Annotated in this window: 15 protein-coding genes; 7 read left to right on the top strand and 8 right to left on the bottom strand. The window is 71.4% G+C overall.

What is annotated here, in order from left to right; all coding sequences use genetic code 11:
* Positions 1 to 209 precede the first annotated feature (209 nt).
* The 3 genes from GIY23_RS18855 to GIY23_RS18845 all read left to right on the top strand — a co-directional run bounded on the left by GIY23_RS18855 (position 210) and on the right by GIY23_RS18845 (position 3,533).
* Positions 210 to 1,289, top strand: coding sequence for a glycosyltransferase family 4 protein (locus tag GIY23_RS18855; RefSeq protein WP_154077882.1), 1,080 nt, complete (start codon positions 210 to 212; stop codon positions 1,287 to 1,289).
* 168 nt (positions 1,290 to 1,457) lie between these two features.
* Positions 1,458 to 2,606, top strand: a complete 1,149-nt coding sequence (locus GIY23_RS18850) for a glycosyltransferase family 4 protein (RefSeq protein ID WP_154078968.1) — start codon at positions 1,458 to 1,460, stop codon at positions 2,604 to 2,606.
* Between the two features lie 51 nt (positions 2,607 to 2,657).
* Entirely contained in the window at positions 2,658 to 3,533 is an 876-nt protein-coding gene (locus GIY23_RS18845) for a glycosyltransferase family 2 protein (RefSeq protein WP_154077881.1), read from the top strand.
* 15 nt (positions 3,534 to 3,548) lie between these two features.
* On the opposite strand, the gene GIY23_RS23325 is transcribed toward GIY23_RS18845, so the two are convergent.
* Entirely contained in the window at positions 3,549 to 3,887 is a 339-nt protein-coding gene (locus GIY23_RS23325) for a hypothetical protein (protein ID WP_154077880.1), read from the bottom strand.
* Between the two features lie 150 nt (positions 3,888 to 4,037).
* Between GIY23_RS23325 and manB the strand changes: the two genes are divergently transcribed.
* Both manB and GIY23_RS18830 read left to right on the top strand, forming a co-directional pair.
* On the top strand, positions 4,038 to 5,141 hold the full coding sequence (manB, locus tag GIY23_RS18835; RefSeq protein ID WP_154077879.1) for a mannose-1-phosphate guanylyltransferase: 1,104 nt from the start codon (positions 4,038 to 4,040) through the stop codon (positions 5,139 to 5,141).
* Between the two features lie 9 nt (positions 5,142 to 5,150).
* Positions 5,151 to 6,068 carry a DNA-3-methyladenine glycosylase family protein gene (locus GIY23_RS18830; RefSeq protein ID WP_187351937.1) on the top strand — a complete coding sequence of 306 codons (918 nt, stop codon included), beginning with the start codon at positions 5,151 to 5,153 and terminating at the stop codon, positions 6,066 to 6,068.
* Between the two features lie 85 nt (positions 6,069 to 6,153).
* Here GIY23_RS18830 and GIY23_RS18825 read toward each other — a convergent pair whose 3' ends face one another.
* The 6 genes from GIY23_RS18825 to GIY23_RS18800 all read right to left on the bottom strand — a co-directional run bounded on the left by GIY23_RS18825 (position 6,154) and on the right by GIY23_RS18800 (position 10,721).
* Positions 6,154 to 6,540 carry a type II toxin-antitoxin system VapC family toxin gene (locus tag GIY23_RS18825; protein WP_154077878.1) on the bottom strand — a complete coding sequence of 129 codons (387 nt, stop codon included), beginning with the start codon at positions 6,538 to 6,540 and terminating at the stop codon, positions 6,154 to 6,156.
* Positions 6,537 to 6,800, bottom strand: a complete 264-nt coding sequence (locus GIY23_RS18820; RefSeq protein WP_154077877.1) for a hypothetical protein — start codon at positions 6,798 to 6,800, stop codon at positions 6,537 to 6,539. The genes GIY23_RS18825 and GIY23_RS18820 overlap by 4 nt, the downstream gene beginning before the upstream one ends.
* 209 nt (positions 6,801 to 7,009) lie before the next feature.
* On the bottom strand, positions 7,010 to 7,549 hold the full coding sequence (locus tag GIY23_RS18815) for an NUDIX hydrolase (protein ID WP_154077876.1): 540 nt from the start codon (positions 7,547 to 7,549) through the stop codon (positions 7,010 to 7,012).
* Entirely contained in the window at positions 7,546 to 8,901 is a 1,356-nt protein-coding gene (locus GIY23_RS18810) for a coenzyme F420-0:L-glutamate ligase (RefSeq protein WP_154077875.1), read from the bottom strand. Before GIY23_RS18810 ends, GIY23_RS18815 begins: the two co-directional genes overlap by 4 nt.
* Entirely contained in the window at positions 8,898 to 9,890 is a 993-nt protein-coding gene (gene cofD, locus GIY23_RS18805) for a 2-phospho-L-lactate transferase (protein WP_154077874.1), read from the bottom strand. The genes GIY23_RS18810 and cofD overlap by 4 nt, the downstream gene beginning before the upstream one ends.
* Positions 9,891 to 9,968: 78 nt before the next feature.
* Positions 9,969 to 10,721 (bottom strand): site-2 protease family protein, encoded by a 753-nt coding sequence (locus GIY23_RS18800; protein WP_228717383.1) that lies wholly within the window; start codon positions 10,719 to 10,721, stop codon positions 9,969 to 9,971.
* A 586-nt stretch (positions 10,722 to 11,307) separates the two neighbouring features.
* Here GIY23_RS18800 and GIY23_RS18795 point away from each other — a divergent pair.
* Together GIY23_RS18795 and GIY23_RS18790 are read left to right on the top strand one after the other, a co-directional pair.
* Complete coding sequence (locus GIY23_RS18795; RefSeq protein ID WP_154077873.1) at positions 11,308 to 11,637, top strand: WhiB family transcriptional regulator; 330 nt, start codon at positions 11,308 to 11,310, stop codon at positions 11,635 to 11,637.
* Positions 11,638 to 11,785: 148 nt separating this feature from the next.
* Positions 11,786 to 15,154 (top strand): glycosyltransferase family 2 protein, encoded by a 3,369-nt coding sequence (locus tag GIY23_RS18790; protein WP_154077872.1) that lies wholly within the window; start codon positions 11,786 to 11,788, stop codon positions 15,152 to 15,154.
* On the opposite strand, the gene GIY23_RS18785 is transcribed toward GIY23_RS18790, so the two are convergent.
* Positions 15,115 to 15,588, bottom strand: coding sequence for a metallopeptidase family protein (locus tag GIY23_RS18785; protein WP_154077871.1), 474 nt, complete (start codon positions 15,586 to 15,588; stop codon positions 15,115 to 15,117). The two genes, GIY23_RS18790 and GIY23_RS18785, sit on opposite strands and share 40 nt — an antisense overlap.
* Between the last annotated feature and the right edge of the window lie 13 nt (positions 15,589 to 15,601).

Genomic DNA, 15,601 nt, shown 5'->3' with positions numbered 1-15,601 from the left:
GCTATAGCAACCACAAAGGCTCACGCGTGTACTGGTGCCGCAGGTCGTCACGATGGCCGAGCAGCTGCTCGCCCCGGAGTGCGGAGTGCGGAGAGGAACACGGAGGATCACGCACGCCCGAGGTGACGATCGTGAGAGCCTGGGTAGACGGCGTGAGTCTTTTTGGTGGCTCTGGCAACGAAAAAGGCTCACGCGTGGGGAGGTGACGGATGCCGCAGGTCGTCGCGATGGCTGAGCAGCTGCTCGCTCCGGTTCCGGGGGGAACCGGCCGCTACGCGCGGGAGCTGTTGCGCGCGATGGCCGCGACGGTTCCCGACGGCTGGGCACTGTCGACCGTCGTCAGCGCGAGCGGGAACCCGCGAGCAGCCGAGATCCCCGGCATCGGAGCGCCGCGCGTGCTGCGTCTTCCGCGTCGAGCGTTGATCAGCGCGTGGGAGCACGGTCTGCCGCCTGCGATCGGTGGCGACGCCGTCCATGCGCCGACACCGCTCGCGCCCCCACGCGGGCGCACGGTCGTCACCGTCCACGATGCCGTGCCGTGGACACATCCCGAGACGCTCACTCCGCGCGGCGTCCGGTGGCATCGCAAGGTCGTCACCCGTGCCGCCCGCTCGGCCGCTGCGCTCGTGGTGCCGACGCGTGCCGTCGCCGACGAGCTCGCGGCCCACGTCGACATCACCGTCCCGGTGCAGGTCATCGGTGAAGGCGTCGCGCCCGTGCTCACCCGCGCAGCCTCGTCGCCGCTGACCGAACGGCTCCCCGCGCGGTACGTCCTGGGCGTCGGCACGATCGAACCGCGTAAAGGCTTCGACGATCTCGTCCGAGCGATGGCGCTCACACCCGCGCCCGACCTTCCCGTGGTTCTCGCCGGGCAACCCGGCTGGGGTGCTGTCGACCTGCACACCGTCGCCCGTGAGAACGGTCTCGACCCGCGGCGCCTTCACGTGCTGGGGCGCGTCGACGACACCGACCTCGCCGCCGTGCTGCGGCAGGCGAGCGTGCTCGCCGCACCGAGTCTCGCCGAAGGCTTCGGACTGCCCGTCCTCGAAGCCATGGCCGCGGGTGTTCCGGTCGTGCACTCGGACGCTCCGGCTCTCGCCGAAGTCACCGGCGGTGCCGGGATCACCGTTGCCCGGCGTGACACGGCCGCGCTCGCCGAAGCGCTCCGGGACGCGGTGCGGGACCCGGCACCGCTGATCGAGCGGGGTCGCAGGCAGGCCGCGCACTACACGTGGGAGCAAGCGGCCCGAGCCGTCTGGCAACTGCACCTCCGAGTCGCGTCCCGTTGATTCGACGAACCCGCCACGAGCACGGGACGTCGGCCCGTACGCTGCTCGCGTGCTGAGAGTGCATTGGGAACTGTCCTTGGTGCCCGTAGGGCACGGTCATACGTGCCCAGCCGCAGAAAAGTGAGGGGCGGCGGTACCGGACCACCGGCCTCAGTTCCACAACGCCCGCTGAGAGGTGAGCCGCGCGTTCTCGTCGACGCCACGGCCGTCCCCGCCGACCGTGGTGGCGTCGGCCGGTACGTGGATTCGCTGCTCGCGGCCCTCGACGCCGACGGTTCCCGGCTGAGCATCGCGTGCCAGTTGCGCGACGCCGAGCTCTACCACCGCCTCGCCCCGCACGCGCATATCGCCCCCGCCGCCGAAACGGTTTCCACCCGCACGGCGCGGCTCACTTGGGAACAGACGACGCTGCCCCGGCTCGTCCGCCGCCTCGGCGTCGACGTGCTGCACTCCCCGCACTACACGACACCGCTCGCGAACTCCGCCGCATCCGTGGTGACCCTGCACGACGCGACGTTCTTCACCGAGCCCGCGCTGCACTCTCCGGTGAAGGCGAGGTTCTTCCGCGCATGGAGCCGGACCGCCGTGCGTCGAGCGACCCTGTGTGTCGTGCCGAGCAGGGCCACCGCCGACGAACTCACCCGCTCGATCGGTGCCGATCCTCGTGCGATGCGGGTCGTGAACCACGGCGTCGATCCCGACCAGTTCCATCCGCCCTCGCCCGGGGAGGTCACCGCGGTGCGCGACCGGTTCGGTCTGCACGGCAGGCCGTACGTGGCGTTCCTCGGCGCGCTCGAACCTCGCAAGAACGTACCCGCCCTGATCCGCGGTTTCGCCGAGGCGTGCGAGGGACGAACCGACGCTCCCGCGCTCGTGCTCGCCGGCCAGCCGGGCTGGGACGAGCAGGTGGAGAACGCGCTCGGGTCGGTGCCCCACCGCATCCGTGTCATCCGTGCCGGGTATCTGCCGTTTCCGCAGCTCGCCGCGTTCCTCGGTGGGGCCGAGGTCGTCGCCTACCCGAGCATCGGCGAAGGCTTCGGGCTGCCGGTGCTCGAGGCGATGGCGTGCGGGGCGGCGGTGCTGACCACGCGGCGGCTCAGCCTGCCCGAAGTCGGCGGTGACGCGGTCGCCTACTGCGGTGTCGGAGCCTGCGACATCGCCCGGGGGCTCGTAGACCTGCTCGACGACCCGGCCCGCCGCTCCGTGCTGTCCGCGGATGCCCAGCAGCGGGCGAAGGAGTTCAGCTGGGCCGCGTCCGCCACTCAGCACCGTGAGGTCTACGCCCGCGCCCACTTCGTCCACCGCCGGACACGCTGAACCGTGGCCCCACGCCCCGGGGGGCGCGCGGGTTCGGCAGAATGACCATTCGTGACCGACGCGCGCACCTACGGCGACGAACTCGCCGTCGTCATCGTGACCTACTCGCCCGGCGAGGTTCTCGAACCGTGCCTGGACACGCTCGCCAAGGCCACGGAGCGCCCACTCCGGGTGATCCTCGCCGACAACGGCTCGACCGACGGCGAGCCCGAACGCCTCTCCGCGCGCGAGCCCGTCGAGCTCGTGCCGATGGGCGACAACCTCGGCTACGGCTCGGCCGCCAACCGCGGTGTCGCCGCCCTCGACGACTCCGTGGGCTGGGTCGTCGTCGCCAACCAGGATGTCGAATGGGGCCAGGGCAGTCTCGACGCACTGCTGGACGCGGCGAAGCGCTGGCCCCGCGCGGGAGCGCTCGGCCCGCTCATCCGGGAGCGCGACGGGGCCGTGTATCCCTCAGCCCGGCTGCAGCCCTCCCTCGGTCGGGGAATCGGGCACGCCCTGTTCGGCAAGGTGTGGCCGTCGAACCCGTGGACGAGCGCCTACCGGCAGTCGGAGGCCGAGATCACCGAACGTACCGCAGGCTGGCTGTCCGGTTCGTGCGTGCTGCTGCGGCGGGAGGCCTTCGACGCCGTCGACGGGTTCGACCCCCGCTACTTCATGTTCTTCGAGGACGTCGACCTCGGCGACCGGCTCGACCGTGTCGGCTGGCTCAACGTCTACGTGCCGGACGCGGAAATCATGCATATCGGTGGTCACTCCGCCAAGCAGGCCTCGGTGCGGATGCTCACCGAACACCATCGCAGCGCCTACCGGTTCCTCTCCGACCGGTACCGCGGGCCGCGCTGGGCTCCGCTGCGCCTGCTGCTGCGGGCCGCGCTGTCCGTGCGCGCCCGTTTGGAGATCCGGGCCGCGGCCAAGAGCCGCTGACGCGGCCGAGACGGCTCAGCGCCGGGGGAACTGCCACTCGTCCGGCTGCTCGTCAGGCGTCAACGCCGCGTAGACCGAGCCGTGTCCGCGCGCGGGCCCTTCGCCACCCTGCTGATCGGTTTGCGGCCACATCGCGCCCGGGCTCGGAGCCTGCCCCTCGGCGGGATGAGCCTGCGATGTGGGGATCACGATCGTCGACTCGGGGTCCTGGCCGGCGCCCGGCAAACCGGCGCGCGGAATGCGCACCGTCTGCGAGGCGTCCATCGGCGAGGTCATGTTGTGGGGCGTGACGACGAAGGCGCCGCGCGCCCCCGCGCGAGCGAGCAGGTCGTCGGCCCGGGAGCGCGGATCCATCAAGTGCCCTCTCCTTGCCTCGCCGGTCGGCACCGGCCCGAAAGTCTGCCCGTCGGGGTGGAGTCGTGCGGCGGGCCCCGGTACCCACGACGGCGCTGCCCCTGCCAGAGTATTCCTCCCAAGGTCGTTCGTCAGGTGAAGGAGGGGCGAATGTCGCCACGACCGGCGGAGATCGGGGCCGAGGTGGCCGACGCGGAAGCCGTGGTCCTCGTCGGCGGCAAGGGCACCCGGTTGCGGCCGCTGACCCTCTCCGCCCCGAAACCGATGCTGCCGACCGCGGGAGTGCCGTTTCTCACCCACTTGCTCTCACGACTTCGAGCCGTCGGTATCCGTCACGTGGTGCTCGGCACGTCCTACCAGGCGGAAGTGTTCGCCGAGTACTTCGGCGACGGCTCCGATCTCGGCCTCGAACTGGAGTACGTCGTCGAGGACGAGCCGCTGGACACCGCGGGTGCGATCCGTAACGTGGCCGGTCGGCTCCGCGAGCGTGACGTGCTCGTGTTCAACGGCGACATCCTGTCCGGGGTGGATCTGGGCGCGCTCGTGCGCACCCACCGCGAGCACGACGCCGACGTCACGTTGCACCTGGTCAAGGTCGACGATCCCAGCAGGTTCGGATGTGTGCCGACCGACGCCGACGGGCGGGTCACCGCGTTCCTGGAGAAGACCGACACGCCGCCGGTCGACCAGGTCAACGCCGGGTGCTACGTGTTCCGCCGCGAGGTGATCGACACGATTCCCGAAGGTCGGCCGGTGTCGGTGGAGCGAGAGACCTTTCCAGGGCTCCTCGACTCGGGTGCCCGGATTCAAGGTCACGTGGACGCCGCGTACTGGCTCGACCTCGGGACGCCGGAGGCGTTCGTGCGGGGCTCGCGGGACCTCGTCCGAGGCGAAGCGCCGTCCGCAGCGCTGCCCGCGGAGCCGGGCGAGGCACTCGTGCTGCCCGGTGCCCGTGTCGCGGACGGGGCCACCGTGACCGGGGGCAGCACCGTGGGAACCGCGTGCACGGTCGCCGACGACGCGCGCGTCGACGGCTCCGTGCTCTTCGAAGGTGCACGTGTCGGAGCCGGCAGTGTCGTGGAGAACGCTGTGGTCGGTTCGGGCGCGATCGTCGGTGACGGGGTGGTGCTGCGCGGGACGGTGGTCGGCGACGGCGCCGTGATCGGCTCGGGGTGCGAGTTGCTCGACGGTGCCAGGGTGTGGCCCGGGGCGGAACTCGCCCCGGGTGCGATCCGGTTCTCCTCGGACTGCTGAACTGAGGACGTGACGGACTCCGACGACGGGCTGGTGCGGCTCTGGCAGCCGCCGCACGACGTCGACCTGCCGCGGGTGCTGTCGCCGCTGCAACGCGGCAAAGGCGACCCGACCTGTGCCTACGGGCCGGGGGAGTACTGGCGCACCGCGACCACGGCCCGAGGCGCGGCGACGCTGCGGCTCACCAGTGACACCGACGGTATCCGGGCGAGGGCGTGGGGTGCGGGGGCCTCGCTGGTGCTGGAGACGGTGCCCGACCTGCTCGGAGCCGCCGACGACGCTCACGGGTTCGACGCGGTGCACGACGTGGTCGCGCGGGGAGTCCGGACGGCACCCGGGCTCCGGCTGTGCGCGACCAGGCGAGTGTGGGACGTGCTCGTGGCCGCGATCCTCGAACAGAAGGTCACCGGCCGCGAAGCCTGGCGCTCCTGGCGCGAGCTGTGCCGACGGTTCGGCTCCGCCGCGCCCGGACCCGCACCGGAGGGGCTGCGCGTGGTCCCGGACCCCACCCAGCTGCGGGCGATCCGGGACTGGGAGTGGCACCGGGCAGGCGTCGACGGGGCTCGCCGCAAGACCCTGCTCGCCGCGGCCTCCGTCGCGGGCAGCCTCGAGAAAGCGGTGGGATTCGGCGGCGTCGAAGGGCGCCGACACCTGCGACACGTGCCGGGCATCGGCGTCTGGACGGCCGCGGAGGTCGCCCAACGCGCGTGGGGCGACCCGGACGCGGTGAGCATCGGCGACTACCACCTGCCGACGATCGTGGGACTCGCGCTCACCGGCTCGCCACTCGACGACGACGGCATGCTCGAAGCCCTCGCCCCGTACGAAGGCCACCGCCACCGCGCGGTGCGCTACATGAACGCCGCCGGAGTCTCCCGCCCCCGCTTCGGACCCCGCATGCCGGTCCGCGACTACCGCAGCCGCTGAGCGCGCATTGTGAAACTTGGGGGAGGTGGTCCGGTACCGCCGCCCCAGTCCGTGCTTCGCGGTGTGGGGGTCCTCCGGCTCTGCTTCACTGGCTCAGAGCTTCCACATTGCGCGTGATGGCTGCCTGGATCACCCGATCATCGAACGAGGCGACTCGTGCCGCGCAGTGTTCGGCGGTGAGGAGTACGCAACAGTCGGGCATCTTCAGCCCGGTCGCAGCGCGGAGTTCGGCGAGCTTGACCGCAGTGTCGTCGGGAAACGGCAACTCCTGCACTTCCAGCTCGCGCAACGCGGTGCGCACGGTTTCCAAGCGGTTGTCCCGCGCGGGTACGACGAGCACCTCCGCCAGCGTCAGCGGATTGGCACCGAAGTCTTCCCCGATCTCCCGAGTCAGCAAAGTCTCGGCGCGTTCGTGATGGACGTTCGAGGCGTCGAAATGAGCAATGATCACGTCGGCGTCCAGCACGATCATTCAGGCCACTCATCCCGCAGCCGATCACGATGGCCGGTTTCGTATGCGCCGGTGAGAACCCCGCTGTGTTTGCGCAGGGCGGCAAGTTTGTGCGAGCGGCATTGGCCGTGAGCGTGCTCGGCAGCCTGGTGGCCTTCCAAAGCCAACTGGACGAGCAACTGGGAGCGGCTCAAGTCCGGCCGCCGACCAGCTTCGGCGTCCAGCGCGGCCGCGAGGTCGTCGGTTTCGGTCACATGGTGCCGGGGGCGGGTGGTCGGCATGTGTTTGAGTGTAACACCATTAGCTTCAGGTGCTACACCGAGCTGCTCATGGTGTTCTGAACCAGCATGATCCGCTCGACAACGGCGCCTCGGCGGTGGTGATCCTCAGAGAGCATTGCGTGGTACTCAAGAGGACCCCAACGCCGCGAGGCGCGAACTGGGGCGGCGGTACCGGAGCACCCGCGCAAGTTCCACAACGCCTTCTCACCTCAGAGGGTGGGGTGGGCGGCGGTGACGAGAGGGGCGAGATCGGAGTCGGCGGGCAGCGCGCCGAGCGGCCACCACCGCAGGTCCAGCGACTCGTCGCTGCGGACCGGCAGCGCGCCCTCCGGTGCCCGCACCACGAAACGCACGTCGAAGTGACGGGTCGGTACGCCGAGCGAGCAGGTGATCGGATGCACGTCGAGGTGCACCGGTTCCGGGTCGGCCACGAGGCCGTCGATGCCGGACTCTTCGGTCGCTTCCCGCAGCGCGGCTGCCCGCAGCGACGTGTCCTCCTGCTCGCAGTGCCCGCCGAGCTGGAGCCACCGGCCGACACGCGGATGCAGCGTGAGCATCAGGTGTTCGCCCGCGTGGTCCACCAGCACCGCCGACGCCGTGAGATGTCCCGGCGCGCACTCCCGCAGGCACGCGTCCTGCCGTGCGTCGAGCAAGGTCCGGAACGCGTGCCGCAGCGCCTCCTGCTGGGGGTCCGCGGGCTGCCACCGCTCCAGGGTGCTCACCGCGTCGACGTGCAGGTCGGTACTCACCGTTCGATCAGTCCTCCGTCGAGTTCGCGGGGTGGGCGAGGTCCGGAAGTCTCCTCCGCAGGATGCCCCACCGCGACGGCGCCCAACGGCTCCCACGCCGCCGGGAGGTCCAGTGTGGACCGAACGACGCCGGGGCAGAACAGGGTCGACGACACCCAGCAGGACCCGAGTTCCTCGGCGGCCAGCGCCACCAGCAGGCCCTGCACGGCCGCCCCGGCGGCCACGGTGAACATCGCGTGCTCGGCCAGGCTCCTGCGTTCGTCCGGATAGTCGTGCGCGCCTTCGGGGACCAGGAACGGCACGACGATCTCCGGTGCGGCGTAGAGCAGGTTGCCGCGAGTCACGCGCTGGTGCGCCGCCTGCTCCGACATTCCGTCCGCCCGCAGGTCGTCGAGCCACGCGGAGCGCATCGCGTCCAGCAGTTTCTGGCGCAGTGGACGGTCGCGTAGCCACACGAACCGCACCGGCCGGGTGTGGTGCGGTGCGGGTGCGGTCAAGGCGGCGCCGACCGCACGACGCACCGCCACCTCGTCGATCGGGTCGTCGGTGAACGCACGGCTCGACCGTCGCATGAGGACGGCCTCGCGTCGCCCTTGGCCGATCGCCTCGGCAGTGCCCAGGTGGAACAGGTCCTCTTCGACGGTGCGCGCCAAGTCCCTGCCCGACGAACCGTCGTCCACAAGAGACAGTCCGCGAACGACTCCGACCGGGACGCCGCCGAGTTTGCCCTTGACCAGATCCGCCGCCGAGGCGATCTCGTCGGCCACGGCGACCTCGGTCACCGCGAGTTCGTTGCCCTGCTGGTCGACGCTGCCCGCGTACCGGTGCAGGACCTCCAGGCCGGCCGAACCGATCGCCGCGTCCGTCTGCCCCATCCGCCACGCGCGACCCATCGTGTCGGTGACCACCACGGCCACCGTGACGCCGAGCCGCTGCGCGATCGCGTCGCGCATCCGTCGCGCCGAGGCGTCCGGATCCTCCGGCAGCAGGGCGATCCGGTCGTGCGCGACGTTCGAGGCGTCCACACCGGACGCCGCCTGCACGATGCCGAGCCGGTTCTGAGTGATCAGCGTGCGGCCCTTCTGCGCGAGGACGTGCGTCGCCTCCGACAGGACCAGCTCCCGGCGGAACGCGTCCCGTGCCTCGGCGTCGGCAGGCGCCTCGACCATCCGGCCCTCGGCCTTGGAGACGATCTTGCTGGTCACCACGACGACGTCGCCGTCGGTCAGCCACGGCGCCGCCGCTGCGAGAGCAGCACCGAGATCGTCGCCCGGCGCGAACTCCGGCAACCCGCGCACCGGGAAGAGCCGGAGTCCGTCCGGGGCAGCATGATCCCTCGGTGAGGGTGTCATCGCGGTACCTCCACCCCGGCGATGTCGAAGGCCGCGCGCGCCATGTCGGCTGTCGCGTCCACATCGGACATCAGCAGTGGGACCGACCGCACGTCGACACCGGGCACCTCGGCGGAGTCCTCGGAATGCACCAGCCACCCGTCCAGCAAGCCTCCGTCCGACCGGGCGCCGTAATGTCGCCCGACGGCCTCCGCAGTGGTCTCGACCCCGATCGCGGACAGACACGCGTCGGCCATGCCGCGCACGGGACGGTCACCGACGATCGGCGAGATCCCGACCACCGGTGCGGCGGCGGAGCGAAGTGCATCGGTGAATCCCGGAACGGCGGTGATCGTGCCGATGCTGACCACCGGGTTCGACGGCGCGAGCAGGATCAGGTCGGCGTCGTCGAGCGCGGCACGCACAGCCGGTGTCGGCTCCGCCTCGTCCGCACCCACGGGGACGATCGCGTGTGCCGTCGGTTTCGCGCCGTAGCGGATCCACCATTCCTGGAAGTGCACCGCACGGGACTCACCCGAGTCGGGGTCCTCGATCGCGACGTGCGTCTCGACTCGATCGTCGCTGACCGGCAACAGTCGCACGCCCGGGCGCCACCGATCGCAGAGCGCATCCGTCACGTCGGTCAGGCCGTAGCCTGCGCGCAGCATCCTGGAGCGGATCAGGTGCGTGGCCAGATCCCGGTCCCCGAGCCCGAACCAGGTCGGTTCCGCCCCGTACGCAGCGAGTTCGTCCTTCACCGACCACGACTCGTCCACCCGGCCCCAGCCGCGTTCCTCGTCGATCCCGCCGCCGAGTGTGTACATGCACGTGTCCAGATCGGGACAGACCCGCATGCCGTGCAGCCACAGGTCGTCGGCGATGTTGACCACCGCCGAGATCTCGTGCGTCGAGTCCGACTCATCGCCGATCGCGGGCAGCCCCAGCGCGGCCTTCACACCCAGCAGGAACCGGGCGCCGCCGACGCCCCCCACAAGCACCACAACCTTCACCCCGCGATCCTCGCACGGTGCGCCGCGACGGGGACGCGGACGTGACGGATGAGGCGAACCCCACTCACTCCGGCACGGTCACTCCCAGAAGCGGAACAGCGACATGCCTTCGGCCGCGTAGGCGGCCTGGCCGCCGACGAGATCGAACACGGCGTAGGCCAGGCTGAAGAACGCCGAACCCGCGAACGGGATACCGATGATCACCGCGAACAAGATCAGCGGTGCCCACGGGCGGGCCTTCGCACCCAGCTCCCGCGCCGGGCGCGACAACCACGGCTCGATCGCGCCGTACCCGTCGAGCCCCGGCACCGGAAGCATGTTCAGCACGAACGCGATCACCTGCAGGAACGCCAAGTAGGACAGGCCGGCCGCGAGGCCGAACGGCATCTGCACCGTGCTCACGACCACGGTGAGCAGGAGCCCCAGGATCAGGTTCGTCGACGGCCCGGCCAGCGACACCATCGACTCGGTGCGCCGTGAGCCGAGGGCTCCGTGGTTGATCCAGACCGCCCCGCCGGGCAACGGGATGCCACCGATCGCGACGAACAACAACGGCAACACGATGCTCAGCACCGGGTCGGTGTAGAGGCGCGGGTCGAGGGTGAGGTAGCCCTTGGCCCGGACTTCGCGATCGCCTCCGCGATAGGCCGTGACGGCGTGCCCGAACTCGTGCAAGCACAGCGAGCTCGCCCAGCCGCCGAGCACGATCAGGATCACACCCGCCGATCGGGCGACTCCGCTGTCGAACGTCGCGAGCACGCAGCCTGCGGCCGTCACTCCGAGCAAGGCCAGGAACAGCGGACTGACTCGCAGCGAGGAAGAAGTCTTCACTCCGTCAGTGTCCAGGCCGTGCGCCCCCGCTCCGCCGGTGGGTGGAGTCCGGCATTCCGTTTGTTTCCCGTTCGCCCAGAATCCGTTCCCGGTGAATTGATCTGCGAGCCGACCGCATCCGTGGTACCCGTTGATCATGCAGGTCAGCGGTGGTGGGATCGGCGACGGTGGCGCGTTCGGCCTGCTGTCCCGCGTGGATCTCCCATCGACGTCACCTGACGGATGGTCTCCGCTTGACCGTGGCGCGCTACACGGGTGTAATCACAGTGATGTCATTCCCTCCTGAAACGGTCGTCAGTTGATCGAACCTTCGGTCCGATGAAACTGATCGATCACGGGGGGAGCGAGTTCCGCGGCGCGGAACTCGGGCCGGGTACGGGAGACCCGGTGGGGATGGCGAGGTCGACTGGAGCGCCACCGGTCGTAGTGCGGGCGTTCCCGGTCGGCGGTGGGCGCACCGGCGCGAACGGTGCCCCGCCAGAAGAGGGGCCGGTCGCCGACCGTGGTCGGTGCCGGATCCGGTCGAAGCGAGTCCCGTCCGTCCTGGGGAGGTCGGCCGGGAAGGGAGAGATCGGGGGAGACACGAATGTGGCAGACGACGGCGGAGGCACACGTGCAGGGACACGTGCACGATCAGGACCTCCCGCAGCAGCCCGCTGAGTTCGACCTGTTCACGGATCTGTTCGCCACGGACGACGAGCAGGAATGGCAGGAGCGCGCGTTGTGCGCGCAGACCGATCCGGAGGCGTTCTTTCCGGAGAAGGGCGGGTCCACTCGCGAGGCGAAACGGATCTGCCAGGGGTGCGAGGTCAAGTCCGAGTGCCTGGAGTACGCCTTGGAGCACGACGAACGGTTCGGCATCTGGGGTGGGCTCTCCGAACGCGAACGCCGCAAACTCAAGCGCCGCGCCGTCTGAGTTCGGCGTCTGTGGCCTTGTCTGACGGGTATCACGACAAGATCACAGGCATGCGCTGAGATTCCGGCGAGGGATTGCCGGGTGGCGGGTACCGACCAGCCGTCCACTACGGTGCTTGCTCATCGGATCTCGGCTGGCTGGAGGAACGGTGGCGGCGTCGCGTGCGAGTACTGCGTCCGTGGTGGCCGTGCTGGTCTGTCACGACGGCGAGTCATGGCTCCCGGAGGTTCTGTCCTCGCTGCGGGCGTTGACCGTCCCTCCTGGTCACGTCGTCGCCGTCGACACCGGATCCACTGACGCCACGCCGCGCCTGCTGGAGGAGGCCACCGGCGGTCCCGTCGACGAGGTCCTCACCCTCCCGGCCGCGACCGGTTTCGGTGCGGCCGTCGACGCGGCGCTGGACGCGGCAGGAGAGGCAGACACGTGGGTGTGGCTGCTGCACGACGATTCCGCGCCGGAACCGGACTGCCTCGCCGAACTGCTCGACGCGGCCGACCTCGACGATTCCGTCGCGATGCTGGGGCCGCTCGGGCTGGACCGGGACGACCCGCGTCTCGTGCTCGACGCGGGGCTCTCGCTCGATGCCACCGGCTCGGTGCAGAGCGGGCTCGCCGCGATCGAACTCGACCCGGCGTTGGTCGACGCCGAGCTGCTCACCGCAACCGAGGTACTGGCTGTGTCCACTGCGGGTGCGCTCGTGCGCCGCGAGGTCTTCGACCAGCTCGAGGGATTCGACGGAGAACTCTCCATCGGGGGCGAGGACGTCGACCTCGGGTGGCGGCTCAACGCGGCCGGACACCCGGTGCTCTCCGTCCCACGAGCCCGGATGCGGCACGCGGCGGCGTTGCGCTCCGGGGGGCGCGCGCCGGACGCCTCGGGCACGACGTGGCGAGCGGCGCAGCGCAGTCACGGTGTCCGGACGTTCCTGGTCAACGTGGGTGTGGTCTCGTTCGTCCTCGGTGTGCCGAGGCTGTTGGTGTGCTCGCTGGTGCGGGCGCTCGGGTACGCCCTGCTGCGGCGCGGCACGGATGCTCTCGCCGAACTCGTGGTGGCGCGGCAGTTGTTGACCGGGCGGATGGGGTTGCGCGCGGCGCGTGCTTCGCGTGCCCGCATCACTCCGGATCCACAGCGCACACGAGGATTGCTCACGAGCAGGCTCACGCGGGCCCGCAATGCCGTCGGGGGCGCGTTCGCCGCACTGGTGCGTGATCGGGTGCGCCGCGACCTCGTCCTCGGCCGCGACCGTCGCGCGCACGCGGCTCCTGCCCGCGCGGTGCTTTCCGACCTTCCGGGCGACGGGGCGCTCGGCGCCCCGGCAACGCGGCGCCGTCACGCGGGCCTTCGGCGGGCCGGATTGCCGGTGGTCGTGGCCGTGGAACCGGAGCCGCCGACGTCGACGCCTCGGCCCTCCCCGCGACCCCGCGACGTCGACGCCACACCGGAACGCGAACTGCTGGTCGTCCCGGTCGACCGCGCGGGCGTCGCCCGGGAACTGCTGCTTGCGCCCGCCGTCGTGCTCACCGTGCTGCTCGTGCTGTTCGCGTTCGTCACGCACGGGCTGGTCGCCGAGGTGCCGCGGCTCGGAGCCGGTCTGCACGGTGGGCGGTTGCTCGCCGCCGACGGGCTCGGCGCGACCTGGTCGGAGTACCTGGCGTCATGGCATCCGCAGCACGGCGGCACCGGGTCGCCTGCCCCGCCGTCGCTGCTCGTCCTCGGAATCGTCGGCGGTGTGCTCGCCCCGGTCGGTGGTCCGGCGGCCGTACTGCTGCTGTTGTCGGTGTTCCACGCGCCGCTCGCCGGGGTCGCTGCATATGCGGCGTCGCGGCGGCTGCCGGTCTCGCGCACCTGGCGGGCCCTGGCCGCAGGCGCCTACGCGGTGATCCCGACCGCGACCGTGTCGGCCGCGCAGGGGCGAGTCGACGTGCTCGTGGCCCACATCCTGCTCCCGCCGCTGCTGGCGGGGATCGCCGCCGTTCTGGGGCTGGCCCGGCTGACGCCGATGGCGACGCGGACCGGGCACTGGCTCGGGGTGGCCTGCCTGACCGCGCTCGGCCTGACCGCGCTCGGCGCGTTCTCCCCGCTGATGCACGTGGTGCTGGTCGTGCTGGCGCTTCTCGGTTTCGTCCTCGAACCGGGTGAGGTGCGCCGGATGCCGCGGCGGACTGCCGGGCTCGCCGCGATCGTGGTGCTGCCGGTGCTGTGTCTGCTGCCGTGGCCGACGGTGCTCGTCGAGAACCCGGAGATCCTCGTGCACGGGCTCGGGGCACGGGTGGTCGAGGATCCGGCCGGGCTCGCGGTGGCGTTGTTGAGTCCGGACGGCTCGGTGTCGCTGATCGGCGGTCTGATCGTGGCCGCCGCCGCGTACGCCCTGGTTCGCTCGCCGAGTCGTGCTGCCGTGCCCGGTCTCGTCGTCGCCGTCGTCGGCTGGATCGCGGCCGTGCTCGTCTCGACGCTTCCGCTCTCGCCGGTCTGGGGTGGCCCGGTCACCGTCGGGTGGGCGGGGGCGCCGCTGCTGCTGGTCGCCACCGGGCTGCTGTGGGTCGTGCTGGCCACCGGGCGGAAGCGCTGGTCGTCCCGCTGGACTGCCTTGTCCACGGTGACGGCGGCGGCTCTGTGCGGGCTGCTCGTGGTGCTGGCCGCGTCCTCATCGGTGGCGGGACGGTCCGGGCCGCTGCGCACGGCCGACGCAGCAGGAGACCCGACGTCGCAGACGGCCGGCGTCGGCTTGCTGGTCGAGCCGGGTCCGCAGCCGCCGCGGCTCGTCGAAGGAGGGCAGCCGCGGTTCGGCGACGACGAGCTGGTGCCCGCCGGAAACGCCGTCGAGTGGTTGCGCGGCGTGGAGCGGGCCCTGCGGTCCGGCGACGCCGACCGCGTCCGCTCCGCGATCGCCGCCGCGGCTGCGCGCGACGCGGCGTGGGTGGGCGTCCCGTCCGAGGTCGCGGCCGACGTGCGGGCCGTCGCCGGGGAGCTCGTCCAGGCCGAGGGCCGGCTCGCGGACGGGACCGAGGTTCTGCGTGTCCAGCTGCCGAACAGTCCGGTCGCGTTGCTCGGGCCGGACCTCGCGCGGCAGGCGCGGCTCACCTCGACGCCCCCGCCGCAGGGGCGGTCGCTGCCGGTCGAGGCGGTGCCGCCGAACGTGGCGGTCCGGGTCTCCGACGGCGGGCCCGGCCGGGTCCTGCTGCTCGCGGCGGAGAACGAGCCGGGGTGGGCGGCGACGGTCGACGGCCGGGAGGCGCCGTTGGCGACCGCGTGGGGGCACCAGGTCGCGGTTCCGCTTCCTCCGACGGCCAGTGAGGTGACCGTCTCCTACAGCGAACTGCCGCGCACGACCCTGCTGGTCGTGCAGGCGGCCGCGATTCTGTTCGCGGTGCTCGGTGCGCTGCCAGACCGTCGCCGTACGGCACGGCCTCGCTCGGTGCCGAAGCTCTCGTCGGAGCAGGAGTCCAGTCCCGCAGCCGCGCCCGATACGAACGTCGTTCAGGAGCCTTCGATGACGTCGGGGTCGAGGCCGAGGTAGGCGGCGACCTGTTCGACGAGCACGTCGTGCAGCAGATCGGCCATGTCGGCGCCGTCGCGGGCACGCGCTTCCAGCGGGCGCCGATAGAGCACGATCCGCGCCCTGGTGGGCAGCCCCCGCCGATCCACCCCGGCGGGGATCAGCCGGGCGAGGGGCACGTTCGCGTCGACCACCACGTCCTCGTCCCAGACGAGCCCGTCCGGCCCCGTCCGAGGAACCTCGGGAACGTCGTCGACCGCGACGTCGAGCTGGGTGAGTTCGGTGTGCCAGCGTTGCTCGATCGGCTCGAGGGCGTCGAGCACGCGTGCGTCGAAGCGCTGCGACCGGCTCCGCGACACCGGAACGGACGCCGGGTACAGGGGCCCGCGCGGCCCCCGGCCTCGACGATCTCGTCGAGCCCGGAGCCGACGCCGAGATCCACGTGCGGTCACCACGGCCTGAGAGTAC

This window comes from Allosaccharopolyspora coralli (genome assembly GCF_009664835.1).
Lineage (GTDB): Bacteria > Actinomycetota > Actinomycetes > Mycobacteriales > Pseudonocardiaceae > Allosaccharopolyspora > Allosaccharopolyspora coralli.
The sequence above is the reverse complement of the archived record's forward strand: the minus strand, read 5'-3'. Positions and strand labels throughout refer to the sequence as shown.

Bases quoted from the DNA above. Each gene is read 5' to 3' on its own strand.
- GIY23_RS18855 (WP_154077882.1), top strand. From the start codon at position 210: ATGCCGCAGGTCGTCGCGATGGCTGAGCAGCTGCTCGCTCCGGTTCCG.
- GIY23_RS23325 (WP_154077880.1), bottom strand. From the start codon at position 3,887: ATGGATCCGCGCTCCCGGGCCGACGACCTGCTCGCTCGCGCGGGGGCG.
- manB (WP_154077879.1), top strand. From the start codon at position 4,038: ATGTCGCCACGACCGGCGGAGATCGGGGCCGAGGTGGCCGACGCGGAA.
- GIY23_RS18825 (WP_154077878.1), bottom strand. From the start codon at position 6,540: ATGATCGTGCTGGACGCCGACGTGATCATTGCTCATTTCGACGCCTCG.
- GIY23_RS18820 (WP_154077877.1), bottom strand. From the start codon at position 6,800: ATGCCGACCACCCGCCCCCGGCACCATGTGACCGAAACCGACGACCTC.
- GIY23_RS18810 (WP_154077875.1), bottom strand. From the start codon at position 8,901: ATGACACCCTCACCGAGGGATCATGCTGCCCCGGACGGACTCCGGCTC.
- GIY23_RS18795 (WP_154077873.1), top strand. From the start codon at position 11,308: ATGTGGCAGACGACGGCGGAGGCACACGTGCAGGGACACGTGCACGAT.